General features: G+C 69.5%; 13 protein-coding genes. 8 read left to right on the forward strand and 5 right to left on the reverse strand.

The genetic code is table 11. The annotated features are described in order from the left end of the window. The first annotated feature begins 77 nt into the window (after positions 1–77). Entirely contained in the window at positions 78–1,742 is a 1,665-nt protein-coding gene (locus IEZ19_RS26650) for a sensor histidine kinase (RefSeq protein ID WP_189313836.1), read from the forward strand. Continuing rightward, positions 1,739–2,431 carry a response regulator gene (locus IEZ19_RS26655; RefSeq protein ID WP_189313837.1) on the forward strand — a complete coding sequence of 231 codons (693 nt, stop codon included), beginning with the start codon at positions 1,739–1,741 and terminating at the stop codon, positions 2,429–2,431. Before IEZ19_RS26650 ends, IEZ19_RS26655 begins: the two co-directional genes overlap by 4 nt. 13 nt (positions 2,432–2,444) lie before the next feature. Here IEZ19_RS26655 and IEZ19_RS26660 read toward each other — a convergent pair whose 3' ends face one another. Next, complete coding sequence (locus IEZ19_RS26660; RefSeq protein ID WP_189313838.1) at positions 2,445–3,011, reverse strand: hypothetical protein; 567 nt, start codon at positions 3,009–3,011, stop codon at positions 2,445–2,447. A 143-nt stretch (positions 3,012–3,154) separates the two neighbouring features. Here IEZ19_RS26660 and IEZ19_RS26665 point away from each other — a divergent pair, with 143 nt between their 5' ends. The 3 genes from IEZ19_RS26665 to IEZ19_RS26675 are packed head-to-tail and all read left to right on the forward strand — an operon-like array spanning position 3,155 to position 6,339. Further along, positions 3,155–4,528, forward strand: coding sequence for an extracellular solute-binding protein (locus IEZ19_RS26665; RefSeq protein ID WP_189313839.1), 1,374 nt, complete (start codon positions 3,155–3,157; stop codon positions 4,526–4,528). A gap of 16 nt (positions 4,529–4,544) precedes the next feature. Next, entirely contained in the window at positions 4,545–5,495 is a 951-nt protein-coding gene (locus IEZ19_RS26670; RefSeq protein ID WP_189313840.1) for a carbohydrate ABC transporter permease, read from the forward strand. A 4-nt stretch (positions 5,496–5,499) separates the two neighbouring features. Further along, positions 5,500–6,339: a carbohydrate ABC transporter permease gene (locus IEZ19_RS26675; protein WP_189313841.1), complete on the forward strand. Its 840-nt coding sequence runs from the start codon at positions 5,500–5,502 to the stop codon at positions 6,337–6,339. Between the two features lie 347 nt (positions 6,340–6,686). Here IEZ19_RS26675 and IEZ19_RS26680 read toward each other — a convergent pair whose 3' ends face one another. Then, a complete protein-coding gene (locus tag IEZ19_RS26680) occupies positions 6,687–7,712 on the reverse strand; it encodes an ATP-dependent 6-phosphofructokinase (RefSeq protein ID WP_189313842.1) in 1,026 nt (341 codons plus the stop codon). 256 nt (positions 7,713–7,968) lie between these two features. On the opposite strand from IEZ19_RS26680, the gene pta reads away from it, so the two are divergent. The 3 genes from pta to pyk all read left to right on the forward strand — a co-directional run bounded on the left by pta (position 7,969) and on the right by pyk (position 12,768). Further along, the gene (gene pta, locus IEZ19_RS26685; protein ID WP_189313843.1) at positions 7,969–10,059 is read left to right on the forward strand and encodes a phosphate acetyltransferase; all 2,091 of its coding nucleotides are present in this window, start codon (positions 7,969–7,971) and stop codon (positions 10,057–10,059) included. Further along, positions 10,056–11,264 (forward strand): acetate kinase, encoded by a 1,209-nt coding sequence (locus tag IEZ19_RS26690; RefSeq protein WP_189313844.1) that lies wholly within the window; start codon positions 10,056–10,058, stop codon positions 11,262–11,264. The genes pta and IEZ19_RS26690 overlap by 4 nt, the downstream gene beginning before the upstream one ends. Positions 11,265–11,337: 73 nt before the next feature. Further along, positions 11,338–12,768, forward strand: coding sequence for a pyruvate kinase (gene pyk / locus IEZ19_RS26695; RefSeq protein ID WP_189313845.1), 1,431 nt, complete (start codon positions 11,338–11,340; stop codon positions 12,766–12,768). 101 nt (positions 12,769–12,869) lie between these two features. Here the strand turns inward: pyk and IEZ19_RS26700 are convergent, their stop codons facing one another. From IEZ19_RS26700 to IEZ19_RS26710, 3 genes are all read right to left on the reverse strand, one after another. Further along, complete coding sequence (locus IEZ19_RS26700) at positions 12,870–14,177, reverse strand: hypothetical protein (RefSeq protein ID WP_189313846.1); 1,308 nt, start codon at positions 14,175–14,177, stop codon at positions 12,870–12,872. Continuing rightward, positions 14,167–14,691 (reverse strand): DUF6114 domain-containing protein, encoded by a 525-nt coding sequence (locus IEZ19_RS26705; RefSeq protein WP_189313847.1) that lies wholly within the window; start codon positions 14,689–14,691, stop codon positions 14,167–14,169. The genes IEZ19_RS26700 and IEZ19_RS26705 overlap by 11 nt, the downstream gene beginning before the upstream one ends. Positions 14,692–14,806: 115 nt before the next feature. Continuing rightward, entirely contained in the window at positions 14,807–15,448 is a 642-nt protein-coding gene (locus IEZ19_RS26710; protein WP_189313848.1) for a DUF6230 family protein, read from the reverse strand. Between the last annotated feature and the right edge of the window lie 43 nt (positions 15,449–15,491).

Raw genomic sequence — 15,491 nt, forward strand, 5'->3', positions numbered from 1 at the left:
ACTATCTCCCTAACCGTGACAGCGGTCACCCTTCCGTTCATTTAGTTCACGCGCGAAGGGAGAGGCACACTGACGGGATGCGCCTCCCCTCTCTCCCCCGGCCCCGCAGCCTGGCCGGGCAGCTGTTCGCCATGCAGGCCGTGCTGATAGCGGTCGTCGTGGCGGGGTACGCGCTGTTCACGATTCTCAGCGACCGCAACCAGGCCGAGGACGCGGCGGTCCGCCAGGCCACGGCGGTGGCGCGCTCGGTCGCGGACGCGCCCTCCGTGCGGGAGGCGATCGGCACCCCGGACCCGACGGCCCGGCTGGAGGCGTACGCCCTCCAGGTCCAGCGGGACACCGGCGTCGACTTCATCACGATCATGAGTCCGCAGGGCATCCGATGGACGCACCCGGACCGCGCCCAGATCGGCAAACGCTTCCTCGGCCACATCGGCCCCGCCCAGCAGGGCCACACCTTCACCGAGACGTACACCGGCACGCTCGGCGCCTCCGTCCGCGCGGTCACGCCGGTGTGGAACGGCAACCGGGTCATCGGCCTGGTGAGCGCCGGCATCCGGGTCGAAGCCATCAGCCAGCGGGCGCAGGAGCAGGTCACCGCCCTGATCGGCGTCGCCGGCGGCGCTCTGCTGCTGGGCGCGGTCGGCACGTACGTCGTCAACGCCCGGCTGCGCCGCCACACCCACAACATGAACGCGGCCGAGCTGAGCCGAATGCACGACTACCACCAGGCCGCCCTGCACGCGGTGCGCGAGGGCCTGCTGATGCTGGACGGCCGGTATCGCGTGGCCCTCATCAACGACGGCGGCCGTGAGCTGCTCGGCGTCGGCGCGGAGGCGGACGTGGTCGGGAGGTCGGTGGCGGACCTCGGTCTGCCGGCCCCGCTGACCGGGGCACTGCTGGCGTCGGAGCTCCGGGTGGACGAGGTGCATCTGACGGCCGACCGCGTGCTGGTGGTCAACACGTCCCCGGTGTCGGGCGGTGAGCGCCGCGGCACCGTCGTCACGCTCCGGGACGTCACCGAACTCCAGTCCCTGATGGGCGAACTGGACTCCGAGCGCGGCTTCACCCAGGCGCTGCGCTCGCAGGCCCACGAGGCGGCGAGCCGGCTGCACACGGTCGTCTCGCTGATCGAACTGGGCCGCGCCGGGGAGGCCGTGGACTTCGCGACGGCCGAACTGGAGCTGGCCCAGGCCCTCACCGACCAGGTGGTGGCAGCCGTCAGCGAACCGGTGCTCGCGGCCCTGCTGCTGGGCAAGACGGCCCAGGCCAACGAGCGGGGCGTGGAACTCGTCGTGTCCCAGGACGGCCGCCTGGACGACGGGGTGCTGCCGCCGAGTCTGCCGGCCCGGGACCTGGTGACCATCCTCGGCAACCTGATCGACAACGCGGTGGACGCGGCCCAGGGCAGTGCGGGCGCGCGCGTGACGGTGACGGCCTTCTCCGACGGTGCCGCCGGCGCCGAGCTGGTGATGCGGGTCGCGGACACGGGCACGGGGGTGGATCCCGCCCATGCCGAGCTGGTATTCCAGCGGGGGTTCTCGACGAAGCCGGCCGGGCCCACGGGACGCGGGCTCGGACTGGCACTGGTGCGACAGGCGGTCACCCGGCACGAGGGCACATTGACCGTGACGGAGGGTGAGGAGGGCGGAGCCGTGTTCGAGGTGCGGCTGCCGTTGGGGACGGCGGGTACGGCCAGAGAGACGAGGCACGCGGCCGCGGTGGCCAGGAGCGACGCATGACGAGCCGAGGCAGGGACGCCATCCGGGTCCTCGTCGTGGAGGACGACCCGGTCGCCGCGGACGCGCATGTGCTGTACGTCGGCCGGGTGCCGGGCTTCGTCGCGGTCGGGAAGGCGCACAGCGGGGCGGAGGCCCGGCGCCTCATGGACCGTACGCCGGTGGACCTGCTGCTCCTGGACCTGCATCTGCCGGACGTGCACGGGCTGCAGTTCGCCCGCTCCCTGCGCGCGGCCGGGCACCACGCGGACGTCATAGCGGTGACGTCGGCGCGGGACCTCACGGTCGTGCGCGAAGGGGTGTCGCTGGGGGTCGTGCAGTACGTCCTGAAGCCGTTCACCTTCGCGACGCTGCGGGACCGGCTGCTGCGCTACGCCGAGTTCCACGCGGCGGCGGGCGAGGCGAGCGGGCAGGACGAGGTCGACCGCGCGCTCGCCACGCTGCGCGCCCCGAGCCCGGCGGCCCTGCCGAAGGGTCTGAGCGCACCCACCCTGGAGCGGGTCACGGTCGCTCTCCGGGACTGCGCCGAGGGCCTCACCGCCACGGGCGTCGCGGAGGCGGCCGGCATCTCCCGCATCACGGCCCGCCGCTATCTGGAACACCTGGTGGACGCCGGCCGCGCGGCCCGCAGCCCGCAGTACGGGACGGTCGGGCGGCCGGAGTTGCAGTACCGGTGGGTCACGGGGCCCTGAGCCGGTACGAGGGTCACCCGGAGCCGCCCGGGGCCGGGCCGCCGGCGCCCCCGAAGTACCCGGCGTACGCCACGATCTGCACCCCGAGCCCGGTCACCGCGAGCGCCTCCGCCACCGACACGGCGAGGAGCCCGCTCACGACCTCGCCGGCGACCCAGTAGACGAGGAGCGCCGCGAGGGGGACGAGGCAGAAGGCGAGCAGGTCGATGAAGCACTGGACTGCCTTGCGGAAGCGGCGGCGGGCGTCGGTGCGGTGGGCGGTCTCCCAGTCGAAGACCTTGTCCGTCCCGGCGAGTCGGGCCAGCCGGGGTCCGAGGTCGTCCCGTATGTAGGTGCCGATCGCGGAGATCTTGTGGTCGTTGACGAGATAGGTCCAGCCGAGGACCACGCACACCGGCGGCAGGGCGAGCAGCATCGCGGGCTGCTTGGCCTGGGCCGCCGCGGCGATGACGGCGGCGACGACGGTGAGGGTGACGTAGAGCAGGTTGTCGCGGAAGCCGATCCGGGTCTTCTGTTCGTCCTTGACGGTCTGGTACTCGGTCAGCAGCAACTGCCCGATGCTGACGTCTCGTTCCGGCACTCTGGTCCCCTTCCCCGGCCAACCACCCAGTACTGCCAGGCATATTGCCATCCTGCGCACACTCATTGACCTGACTAGACCACTCGACTTACCTTCACACGGGCAACCACCCAGGCCACAGCGACGTGTGCCCGTAGGAGGTCATGCCCGTGCGCCCCAACGCCTTCTCTCTCCCCCTCGTTGCCCTCGCCCTCGCCGCGACCACGCTCACCGCCTGCGGCGGCGGATCCGGCAGCAGCCCCGACACCGTCAAGATCTCCTTCAAGCAGTCGACGGACAACTCCATCAAGGTGATGGACACCTATCTCGCCGGCATCAAGAAGGACTTCGAGAAGAAGTACCCGGGCAAGAAGGTCCAGCTCGTCCCCATCAAGGCCCCGGACTCGGAGTACTACACCAAGCTCCAGCAGATGCTCCGCTCCCCCAAGACCGCCCCGGACCTGGTCTACGAGGACACCTTCCTCATCAACTCGGACATCACCAGCGGGTACTTGAAGCCCCTCGATCCCTACCTCGCCGAGTGGCCGGACTGGAACCAGTTCATCGACACCGCGAAGTCCGCCGCCAGAGGCGAGGACGGGAAGACGTACGGCGTTCCGGACGGCACCGACACCCGGGGACTCTGGTTCGACAAGGGGGTGTTCAAGAAGGCGGGGCTCCCGGAGGACTGGCAGCCGAAGAACTGGGACGACATCCTCACCGCCGCCCGCACCATCAAGGAGAAGGTGCCCGGCGTCACCCCGATGAACGTCTACACCGGGAAGCCGGCCGGTGAGGCCGCCACCATGCAGGGCTTCGAGATGCTCCTCTACGGGACGAACGACGGAACCTCGGACCCCCTGTACGACAGCACCTCCAAGAAGTGGATCACGGCGGGACAGGGCTTCAAGGACGCCCTCTCGTTCGTCGAGACCGTCTACAAGGAGAAGCTCGGGCCCGATGTCTCCGACGCGCTCGACCCCAACTTCAGTACCCGCGTGCGCGGTGAGCTGCTTCCCGGGGGCAAGCTCGGCATCAACCTCGACGGCTCCTGGCTCCCGCAGGACTGGCTGACCGGGAGCGGTCACGAGTGGCCCGAGTGGTCGCAGAAGCTCGGTCTCGCCTACATGCCGACCCAGCACGGCCAGGCCCCCGGCAAGGTGAGCATGTCCGGCGGCTGGACCTGGGCGATCCCGGCCAAGGCGGGCAACCCCGATCTCGCCTTCGACTTCATCAAGACGATGCAGACGAAGGCGAACGCGCAGAAGTGGTACATCGCCAACTCCGGCATCGCCGTCCGCAAGGACGTCGCCGCCGACCCGGCGTACGTACAGGCCCAGCCCGGCATCAAGTTCTTCACCGACCTGGTCGCCAGCACCCACTACCGGCCCGCCTATCCGGCGTACCCGAAGGTCTCGACCGCGATCCAGGAGGCGATGGAGGGCGTGACGACCGGGGACACGTCGGTGGACAAAGCGGCGAGCGGGTACGACGACGAGCTGAAGTCCGCGACCGACAACCAGGTCATCGAGAAGTGACCGGCGGCGAACGGACATGACCACCGCACCGCACGCGGACCCGGGCGTCGTGAAGACGGCGCCGGGCCCCGCGCCCCACGCCCCCGCACTCCGACCGGGCCACCATCCGGTGCTCCGCGCCCTCGCCCGGGCCCTGCCCGTCTCTCCCGCTCTGGTCCTGTTGCTGCTGTTCCTGGCGGGACCGATCGCCTACTGCGCCTACATCGCCTTCACCGACCTCCAGCTCACCGGCCAGGCGCACTCGTCGTTCGTCGGACTCGACAACTTCCGTACCGCCTTCAAGGACGAGAAGTTCCTCAACGCCGTATGGCTGACACTGGTGTTCACCGTGCTGTCGTCACTGGTCGGCCAGAACACCCTGGGGCTCGCGCTCGCGTCGCTGATGCAGCGGGCCTCGAAGCCGGTCCGCACGCTGACCGGTGCCGTGGTGATCACGGCATGGGTGCTGCCCGAGGTCGTGGCCGGCTTCCTGCTGTACGCCTTCTTCCGCCGCGAGGGCACCCTGAACGCCATCCTGGACTGGCTCCATCTCCCGGCCCAGAACTGGCTGTTCACCCTGCCGATCCTCGCCGTGTCCTTCGCGAACGTGTGGCGCGGCACCGCCTTCTCGATGCTCGTCTACTCCGCCGCCCTGAACGAGATCCCGAAGGAGATCACGGAGGCGGCCGAGGTCGACGGCGCGGGCGGCTGGCGCCGTATGTGGCACATCACGCTCCCGATGATCCGCCGCTCCATCGGCACGAACCTGATGCTCAACACCCTGCAGACGCTCTCGGTGTTCGGGCTGATCTGGGTGATGACCCGGGGCGGACCGGGTGACAGGAGCCAGACGCTCCCCCTGTTCATGTACGAACAGGCCTTCCAGAACAGCATGATCGGCTACGGCACCGCGGTGGCCCTGCTGCTGCTCCTGGTGGGCTCGCTGTTCTCCCTCGTGTACCTGCGCCTGCTGCGGACGGAGGTCTGACACCGTGGCCCTCACCCTCGCCTCCCGCCGGACGACCCGAAAGCTGGCCGCCGACGTGGGACTCCTCGTGGTGGCCGTCGCGTTCGCGCTGCCGCTCGCCTGGGTCGTCCTGTCCTCCCTCGACCCGCACGCGGACCTCAGGGTGAAGGCCCCCGACGGCCTCACCCTGGACAACTTCGACGCCATCATGAACTCCGACGTGACCTTCACGCCGCTGCTCAACAGCCTGATCCTGTGCGGGGGCGCGACCCTGCTGACGGTGGTGTGCGCGGCGCTCGCCGCCTACCCGCTGTCCCGGTTCCGGTCCCGGCTGAACCGCCCGTTCCTGCTGACGATCCTCTTCGCGACCAGTTTGCCCATCACCGCGATCATGGTCCCGGTGTACGCGCTGTTCGTGCAGGTCGACCTCATCGACACCGTGCAGGGCACGATCCTGTTCTTCGCCGCGTCCCAACTCCCCTTCGCCATCTGGCTGATGAAGAACTTCATGGACGGCGTGCCGAAGGAGCTGGAGGAGGCCGCGTGGACGGACGGCGCCTCGTCGCTGCAGTCGCTGGTCCGCGTCGTACTGCCGCTGATGGGTCCCGGCGTCGCCGTGGTGACCGTCTTCTCGTTCGTGATGATGTGGGGCAACTTCTTCGTCCCGTTCATGCTCCTGCTCACCCCGGACCAGATGCCGGCCTCGGTCAGCATCAACGAGTTCTTCGGCAACCGCGGCACGGTGGTGTACGGGCAGCTCGCCGCGTTCTCGGTGATCTACTCGACGCCGGTGATCCTGCTGTACGTGCTGGTCGCGCGGCGGCTGGGGGGCGGGTTCGCGCTGGGCGGGGCGGTGAAGGGGTGAGGCCGCCCCGGTGCGCCGGTACGTTCCTGCGATCCGTGGTTGCGGCGGAACAGACCGTGGTCGCCGGGGTCCCGCGCCCCCACGGTGTGGTGCGTACGCCGACCCCGGTTCCAGCCGGGTGAACCCATCGCCCGGCCGCGGACGCCGTGCGAGCACCGCCTCCCCCGGGGTCTCGCGGCCGAGGGCGTCGCCCTGCGGGGCGGGCTCGAACTCCGGACGTGTCTGCGCAGGGAGGAGACCGGGGACCGGCAGGGCGCCGAGCGGCAGGCAGCCGTCCTCGCCGGGCCGCCTCCAGGAGTATCAGGGGGTCCGGTCCGAGGACGGCGGGTCCCCGGACCGGATCCGGCCTAGAAGACCGACTCGGCCTCGTCCATGCGGTCCTTGGGCACCGTCTTCAGCTCGGTCACGGCCTCAGCGAGCGGCACCATGACGATGTCGGTGCCGCGCAGCGCGGTCATCCGGCCGAACTCGCCTTGGTGCGCAGCCTCCACCGCGTGCCAGCCGAAGCGGGTGGCGAGCACCCGGTCGTAGGCGGTCGGAGTGCCGCCGCGCTGGACGTGGCCGAGGATGACCGGCTTGGCCTCCTTGCCGAGGCGCCGCTCCAGCTCGTACGCCAGGGCCGTGCCGATGCCCTGGAAGCGCTCGTGGCCGTACTGGTCGATCTCGCCGTGGCCGTAGTCCATGGTGCCCTCGGCGGGGTGGGCCCCCTCGGCGACGCAGATGACGGCGAACTTCTTGCCGCGGTCGAAGCGCTCCTCGACCATCTTGACCAGATGGGCGGGGTCGAAGGGACGCTCGGGCAGGCAGATGCCGTGGGCGCCGCCGGCCATGCCGGACTCCAGGGCGATCCAGCCGGCGTGCCGGCCCATGACCTCGACGACCATCACACGCTGGTGGGACTCGGCGGTGGTCTTGAGGCGGTCCATGGCCTCGGTGGCCACGCCGACGGCGGTGTCGAAGCCGAAGGTGCGGTCGGTGGAGGAGATGTCGTTGTCGATGGTCTTCGGGACGCCGACCACCGGCAGGCCCGCGTCGGACAGCATGCGCGCGGCCGTCAGCGTGCCCTCGCCGCCGATCGGGATGAGCGCGTCGATGCCGAAGGAGCGCATGATGTCGGCGCCGCTGTCGCAGGCCTCGCGCAGCCGGTCGCGCTCGAGGCGGGAGGACCCCAGGATGGTGCCGCCGCGGGCCAGGATGCCGCTCACCGCGTCGAGGTCGAGGGTGCGGTAGTGGCCGTCGAGCAGTCCGCGGTAGCCGTCCTCGAAGCCGATCACCTCGTCGCCGTACGTGGTGACCGCCCGGTGCACGACCGACCGGATCACTGCGTTCAGGCCGGGGCAGTCGCCGCCTGCGGTGAGAACTCCGATACGCATCGTGCTGTGTCTCCTGCTCGCTTTGATACCGGTGAGCCAGTCCGATTGTTTCATGCCGCGGAGGCTGTTGCGGCTGCCCTCTTGACGGGCGCCTTAACCGCGTACGGGGGTATTGTCAAGAGGGTTCTGCTCACCTCGGTGGGCGATTTTTATGCACGCATGACGAATCCGACCCGCCTCGGACCCGGACGAAAACGGCCGAGGACGCAAACGGCCCAGGTCGGAAACGACGTCGAAGACGAAACGGAGAGCACGCGTGACGCGCAGCGTGTACGTGACCGGGATCGACCGCGGCGACGGCCGCCAGGTCGTCGAGCTGGGAGTCATGGAGCTCCTGACCCGGCAGGTCGACCGGGTCGGGGTGTTCCGTCCGCTCGTCCATCACAAGCCCGACCGCCTCTTCGAGCTGCTGCGGGGCCGCTACCGGCTCTCCCAGGACCCGGCGACCGTGTACGGGACGGACTACCACGAGGCGTCCGCGCTCCAGGCCGAGCGGGGCACCGACGAGCTGGTGTCCACGCTCGTCGACCGTTTCCACCTGATCGCCCGTGACTACGACGTGGTCCTGGTCCTCGGTACCGACTTCGCCGACACCCAGCTGCCGGACGAACTGTCCCTCAACGCACGCCTCGCCAACGAGTTCGGCGCCTCGGTGATCCCGGTCGTGGGCGGCCGCAAGCAGGACGCCGAGTCGGTGCGCGCGGAGATCCGCAACGCCTACCGGGCCTACGACGGCCTGGGCTGCGACGTGCTCGCGATGATCGCCAACCGGGTGGCCCGCGAGGACCGCGACGAGATCGCCGAGCGGCTCGCGGGCCGGCTGCCGGTGCCCTGCTACGTGGTGCCCGACGAACCCGCCCTGTCCGCACCGACAGTGGCACAGATCAGCCAGACCCTCGACGCCAAGGTGCTGCTCGGCGACGACTCGGGGCTGGCCAGGGACGCGCTCGACTTCGTCTTCGGTGGCGCCATGCTGCCCAACCTGCTCGCCGCGCTGACCCCGGGCTGCCTGGTCGTGACCCCGGGCGACCGCGCCGACCTGGTCGTCGGCTCGCTCGCCGCGCACAGCGCCGGCACCCCGCCGATAGCCGGTGTGCTGCTCACCCTGGACGAGGTGCCGAGCGACGAGATCCTCACCCTCGCCGCCCGTCTGGCCCCCGGCACCCCGGTCCTGTCCGTGCCGGGCAACAGCTTCCCGACCGCGGAGCGGCTGTTCTCGCTGGAGGGCAAGCTGAACGCGGCCACCCCGCGCAAGGCGGAGACCGCGCTCGGCCTGTTCGAGCGGTACGTCGAGACCGGTGACCTGCTCAAGCGGGTGAGCGCGCCGAGCACCGACCGGGTCACCCCGATGATGTTCGAGCACAAGCTGCTGGAGCAGGCCCGCGCGGACCGGCGCCGGGTCGTGCTGCCGGAGGGCACCGAGGAGCGCGTGCTGCGCGCGGCGGAGGTGCTGCTGCGCCGGGACGTGTGCGACCTGACCCTGCTCGGCCCGGTCGACCAGGTCCGCAAGAAGGCCGCCGACCTCGGCATCGACCTCGGCGACACCCAGGTGATCGACCCGGCCGCCTCCGAGCTGCGCGACTCCTTCGCCCAGATCTACGCCCGGCTGCGCGCCCACAGGGGGGCGACGGTGGAGCTGGCGTACGACGTCGTCTCGGACGTCAACTACTTCGGCACCCTGATGGTCCAGGAGGGCCTGGCCGACGGCATGGTGTCTGGCTCGGTGCACTCCACGGCCGCCACCATCCGGCCCGCGTTCGAGATCATCAAGACGAAACCCGACTCGTCGATCGTCTCGTCGGTCTTCTTCATGTGCCTCGCCGACAAGGTGCTCGTCTACGGCGACTGCGCGGTCAACCCGGACCCGGACGCCGAGCAGCTGGCGGACATCGCGATCCAGTCCGCGGGCACGGCCGCGGCGTTCGGCGTGGAGCCGCGGATCGCGATGCTCTCGTACTCCACCGGTACGTCCGGTTCGGGCGCCGACGTCGACAAGGTACGCACGGCCACCGAGCTGGCGCGCTCGCGGCGGCCCGACCTGAAGATCGAGGGGCCGATCCAGTACGACGCCGCGGTGGAGCCCTCGGTCGCGGCGACCAAGCTGCCGGGCTCCGAGGTGGCGGGGCAGGCAACGGTTCTGATCTTCCCGGACCTCAATACGGGCAACAACACGTACAAGGCCGTGCAGCGCTCGGCCGGCGCGATCGCCGTCGGCCCGGTCCTGCAGGGTCTGCGCAAACCCGTCAACGACCTGTCCCGGGGCGCGCTCGTCCAGGACATCGTCAACACGGTCGCCATCACGGCGATCCAGGCCCAGATCCCCGACCAGAAGGCGACCGAGCAGTGAGCCGCACCCGCGTCCTCGTCCTCAACTCCGGTTCGTCGTCGCTGAAGTACCAGCTGCTGGACATGCGCGACAGCCGCCGCCTCGCGGTGGGCCTGGTGGAGCGGATCGGCGAGCAGACCCCCCGGCTGAAGCACACGTGCGTGACGTCGGGCGACACCCGTGAGCAGAACGGCCCGATCGCCGACCACGACGCCGCCCTCAAGGCGGTCGCCGAGGAGCTGGCCAGGGACGGCGTCGGCCTGGACTCGCCGAAGCTGGCCGCGATCGGGCACCGCGTGGTGCACGGCGGCCTGTTCTTCACCGAGCCGACGGTCGTCGACGACGACGTGCTCACCGAGATCGAGCGGCTGGTCCCGGTCGCGCCGCTGCACAACCCGGCCAACCTCACGGGGATCCGTACGGCCATGGCGCTGCGCCCGGACCTGCCCCAGGTCGCCGTCTTCGACACGGCGTTCCACACGACGATGCCGGAGTCGGCGGCCCGTTACGCGATCGACCCGAAGCTCGCGGATCGTTTCCGCATCCGCCGCTACGGCTTCCACGGCACGTCGCACGCGTACGTCTCCCGGGAGACGGCGAAGCTGCTCGGCAGGACGCCGGAGGACGTGAACGTGATCGTGCTGCACCTGGGCAACGGGGCGTCGGCCTCGGCGGTGCGGGGCGGGAAGTGCGTGGACACGTCCATGGGGCTCACGCCGCTCGAGGGGCTCGTGATGGGGACGCGCTCCGGTGATCTGGATCCGGCCGTCATCTTCCATTTGCAGCGGGTTGGCGGAATGTCCATGGACGAGATCGACACTCTTCTCAACAAGGGAAGCGGACTGTTCGGTCTGTGCGGCGACAATGACATGCGCGAGATCCGGCGCCGGATCGACGAGGGCGACGCGCAGGCCGAGCTCGCCTTCGACATCTACATTCACCGCCTGAAGAAGTACATCGGTGCCTATTACGCGGTACTCGGGTGGGTGGACGCGGTCGTCTTCACAGCGGGAGTCGGGGAAAACGCGAGTGCCGTGCGGGAGGCTGCGGTCGCGGGCCTGGAGGGACTGGGCCTGGCCGTGGACGGCGAGCTGAACGCCGTGCGCTGCGATCGGCCGCGGCTGGTGTCACCGGCCGACGCGCGGGTGGCCGTCGCCGTGGTGCCGACCGACGAGGAACTGGAGATCGCGACACAGACTTACGCACTGGTGGGAAAGAACGGCTGAGCATAAAGACGCTCACTTGTATCTTCCGCCAGACGGAATATTCCGTAGCGAAACAAACCGATAGGATCGCCCCATGCGCCGTTCGAAAATCGTCTGTACTCTCGGCCCCGCGGTCGACTCCCACGAGATGCTCGTCTCCATGATCGAGGCGGGCATGAATGTGGCCCGGTTCAATTTCAGCCACGGCACCCACGCCGAGCACCAGGTGCGGTACGACCGCGTCCGTGCCGCGGCCAAGGAGACCGGCCGTGCCATCGGCGTCCTCGCCGACCTCCAGGGCCCGAAGATCCGTCTGGAGACCTTCGCCGAGGGTCCGGTCGAGCTGGAGCGGGGTGACGAGTTCGTCATCACGACGGAAGACGTCCCGGGCGACAAGCACATCTGCGGCACGACGTACAAGGGCCTGCCCGGCGACGTCTCGCGCGGCGACCAGATCCTGATCAACGACGGCAACGTCGAGTTGAAGGTCCTGGACGTCGAGGGTCCGCGGGTGAAGTCGATCGTCATCGAGGGCGGCGTCGTCTCCGACCACAAGGGCATCAACCTGCCCGGCGCGGCCGTCAACGTGCCCGCGCTGAGCGAGAAGGACGTCGAGGACCTGCGCTTCGCGCTGCGCATGGGCTGCGACATGGTCGCCCTGTCGTTCGTCCGGGACGCCAAGGACATCCAGGACGTCCACCGGGTGATGGACGAGGAGGGCCGCCGCGTCCCGGTCGTCGCCAAGGTGGAGAAGCCGCAGGCGGTCGACAACATGGAGGACGTCGTGATGGCGTTCGACAGCGTGATGGTCGCGCGTGGCGACCTCGCCGTCGAGTACCCGCTGGAGCGGGTCCCCATGGTGCAGAAGCGTCTGATCGAGCTGTGCCGGCGCAACGCCAAGCCGGTGATCGTGGCGACCCAGATGATGGAGTCGATGATCACCAACTCCCGCCCGACCCGCGCCGAGGCCTCCGATGTCGCCAACGCGATCCTGGACGGCGCCGACGCGGTCATGCTGTCGGCCGAGTCGAGCGTGGGCGCGTACCCGGTGGAGACCGTCAAGACGATGTCGAAGATCGTCCAGGCGGCCGAGCAGGAGCTGCTCTCCAAGGGCCTGCAGCCCCTCGTCCCCGGCAAGAAGCCGCGCACACAGGGCGGTTCGGTCGCCCGCGCCGCCTGTGAGATCGCGGACTTCCTCGGCGGCAAGGGGCTGATCGCCTTCACCAAGTCCGGTGACACCGCCCGCCGGCTGTCCCGCTACCGCGCGATCCAGCCGATCATCGCCTTCACCACCGACGAGTCGACCCGTAACCAGCTGACGCTCAGCTGGGGCGTGGAGTCGCACGTCGTGCCGTTCGTGAACAGCACCGACGAGATGGTCGACCTGGTGGACCAGGAGGTCACCAAGCTCAACCGCTTCAACGCGGGCGACACCATGATCATCACGGCCGGCTCGCCCCCCGGCGTCCCCGGCACCACCAACATGGTCCGCGTCCACCACCTGGGCGGCGGCGAGGCCGGCTGACGCCCCGCTGAAGCCTCCGGAACGCCGCTGAGGGCGCCCCCTGCGACAGGGGGCGCCCTCACACAGTGTGCTGCGGCTCCCGAACGGCCTCGTGCGGACGCTCAGTCGGTCGTGTACACGTGCATGCCGGGCACGTGCAGCGAACCGCCGAACTGGGCGGCCTGAGTCACCTTCACGTCGGTGAAGTAGATCAGCGGGATGTTCAGCGGCGGCGGGCTGTCGGGGCTGAACGTGATGGGGACCAGACCGAACAGGTTGCCCGAGATGCTCTCGGTGTACATCACGGTGTCGCCGTCGCGGATCGTCGACGTCGAGCCCTTGGACGCCTGCACGTGGTAGGTCTTGCCGGACTGCTTGTCGTCGACCGTCTGGTGCAGGTCGCCGATGTCGGTGCCCTCGGAGATGACGTACTTCAGCACCTTCTTGGTGGTGCCGTTGGCCGTCTTCACCTCGACGACGCCCTGGTAGTCGGCGCCCTTGAGCAGCAGCGAACTGGCGTTCAGGTACCACGGGTCGTCCGCCACCGGCACCTCGTTGTCGACGCCGCCGGTCTCGTCCGTGGCCACCGGGCAGTCGTCGGCGTTCGTGCCGCTCGCCGACGGGGAGGGCAGCGCGGAGGCGACCGAATCGGTCGTCTTCTGCAGCTCCTCGGTGGTGTCCTGGACGGTCTTCGTGGTGTCCTCGACCGCCTTGGACGCCGTGTCGGTGGTGTCCTTCACGGTGTCCCCGACCGTCTTGGTGGTCTTGTCGACCGTGTCCTTGACGGTGTCGGTGAGGCTGCCGGAGCCCGCCGAAGCGGACGCCGACGGAGAGGGGCTCGCGCTCGCGGTGGAGCCCGAGTCGCCGCCCCCGAGAATGCCGCCCAGCGTGTCCCCGACGGCGCCGAGCAGGCCGCCGCCGGTGGACGCGGACGGTGCCGGGGTGGCGGTGCCGCCGGAACCCGACGTGCCCGAACCCGTCGACGTCGACTTGGACGGGGACGGCGTCGCCTTCTCGTCGGAACCTGAATCCGAGGAGGAGCCGTCCGCCGAGTCCTTGGCACCGGAGGTCGCCGTGGGGGACGGCGTCGCCGTGTCCGCGGACTTGCTCGCGCTCGCCGAGGCGGAGGGCGACGGCGAGGCCGACGCGTCCTTCGAGCCGTCCAGCGCGGTGACGCAGTCCTTGTACTCGTCGGCCGTCAGGCTCTTCGACGCCGACGGCGAAGAGTCGTTGCCGGCGGCGAGTGCGAGCGTGGACGTGAAGCCCATGCCCACGATGACCGCGGTCGGCATCGCGATCGAGGCGATCGTCTTGCCGGCAGGCATGTGGAACCTGGTGAACAGCGGCTTCTTGGGTGCCGCGTGGCGCGGCCCGGTTCTCACACGGGACTCGTCCACATCAGTCCCGTGGGTCACCTCGTCAGCCGGCACTGTGCCTCCCGTTCGCCCCGTTCGCCGGGTTCGTTCCTGACAGGTCGTTCGCTCCGTCGGCGCCGTCCGGGTCCGCGAAGTGACCAGCCTCGCCGGAGGTGTCCTTCCCGGCCGCGGAATCACCCGGCGCCCAGGCCACGGCCATCGCTCCGCCGATCAGTGCCATCAGGAAGCCCACGAGGAAGCCACCGAAGTTGGACACCGGAAGGGACACCAGCGCCAGCAGGATCGCAGCGACTCCCGCGAAGGTCCGTACGTGCTGCTGAAACCAGAGACTGATGCCCAGGACGACGAGCAACACACCGATGATCAGGGATCCGGCGCCTGCGGTGGTCGCCATCGCCAGCGTGAGATGGCCGACCTGGAGGTGCGCGTACGGGAAGTACATGATCGGGAAACCACTGAGCAAGACAAACAGACCGGCCCAGAACGGACGGGTTCCCCGCCAGTCACGGAACCGCAGCCTCCGGCGGGTGAACGTGCCGGGTGCGGCGGCAGGGGTCTCGGCGCTCATCGAAAACAGCTCCCTGGTGCGGTGTTGCCGTGGTGGTGATGTGTACCGCGCGTGAAGTACGCCCGGAGTGTGGACGGGCGGGGGTCCGAGAGGCCCCCGCCCGTTCATCGAGCGCTCAGTAGCACTCGTGCGTTCCGGTCGACACCGACATGTGCAGACCGCTGAGCTTGAAGGTTCCGGCAGTGGTGGCCCACGCCGTCTGCTTCACACCGGTCAGCGTGACCGAGTCGGCCTGCTGGGCGAAGCCGTACGGGTTGGTCTGCTTGTTGGCCACCTCGTCCGACTTGATGCCCGGACCCTTGTTGGCGTCCTTGGCGGCCACACCGATGTCGAGACCCCGGAAGGTCGCGTCGGCGCTCAGGTCCTCGACGTCGATGTAGAGGTTCGACGCCTCGACCGGCTTGTCCGCGCCGGCCTTCAGCGTGAGGCTGACCGAGCCCAGCACCGGGATGTTCGGCGTGACGACGGACTGGCACATGTTCTTGATCTTCGCGGTGTTGAACGCGGAGACCGCGACAGGGTGAAGTGCCTTCTCACCACTGAGCGTGTAACCCGAGTCCATGGCTCCGTACTGCTCGAAGCCCTTGCCGTCCAGCTGGTCGGCAGTCACCTTGAAGGACTGGCCGGACACGCTGAACGACGCCGCGAGAGCGCCCTGCGCGAGGGCGACACCTATACACGCCGTGGCGGCGACGCTGGGCACCATGACCACAGCGAACCGCTTCCATCTGGTCCCGCCACGCACCTGGGACTCCATATTTCCTCCTTCTCGGACGTACATCTCCTGACCGGACCGGCCA

This window comes from Streptomyces brasiliensis (assembly GCF_014647875.1).
GTDB classification, from domain to species: Bacteria; Actinomycetota; Actinomycetes; order Streptomycetales; family Streptomycetaceae; genus Streptomyces; species Streptomyces brasiliensis.

Excerpts from the sequence above, each read along its gene's own strand:
- IEZ19_RS26650 (WP_189313836.1), top strand. The coding sequence starts at position 78 with ATGCGCCTCCCCTCTCTCCCCCGGCCCCGCAGCCTGGCCGGGCAGCTG.
- IEZ19_RS26655 (WP_189313837.1), top strand. The coding sequence starts at position 1,739 with ATGACGAGCCGAGGCAGGGACGCCATCCGGGTCCTCGTCGTGGAGGAC.
- IEZ19_RS26665 (WP_189313839.1), top strand. The coding sequence starts at position 3,155 with ATGCCCGTGCGCCCCAACGCCTTCTCTCTCCCCCTCGTTGCCCTCGCC.
- IEZ19_RS26670 (WP_189313840.1), top strand. The coding sequence starts at position 4,545 with ATGACCACCGCACCGCACGCGGACCCGGGCGTCGTGAAGACGGCGCCG.
- IEZ19_RS26680 (WP_189313842.1), bottom strand. The coding sequence starts at position 7,712 with ATGCGTATCGGAGTTCTCACCGCAGGCGGCGACTGCCCCGGCCTGAAC.
- pyk (WP_189313845.1), top strand. The coding sequence starts at position 11,338 with ATGCGCCGTTCGAAAATCGTCTGTACTCTCGGCCCCGCGGTCGACTCC.
- IEZ19_RS26705 (WP_189313847.1), bottom strand. The coding sequence starts at position 14,691 with ATGAGCGCCGAGACCCCTGCCGCCGCACCCGGCACGTTCACCCGCCGG.
- IEZ19_RS26710 (WP_189313848.1), bottom strand. The coding sequence starts at position 15,448 with ATGGAGTCCCAGGTGCGTGGCGGGACCAGATGGAAGCGGTTCGCTGTG.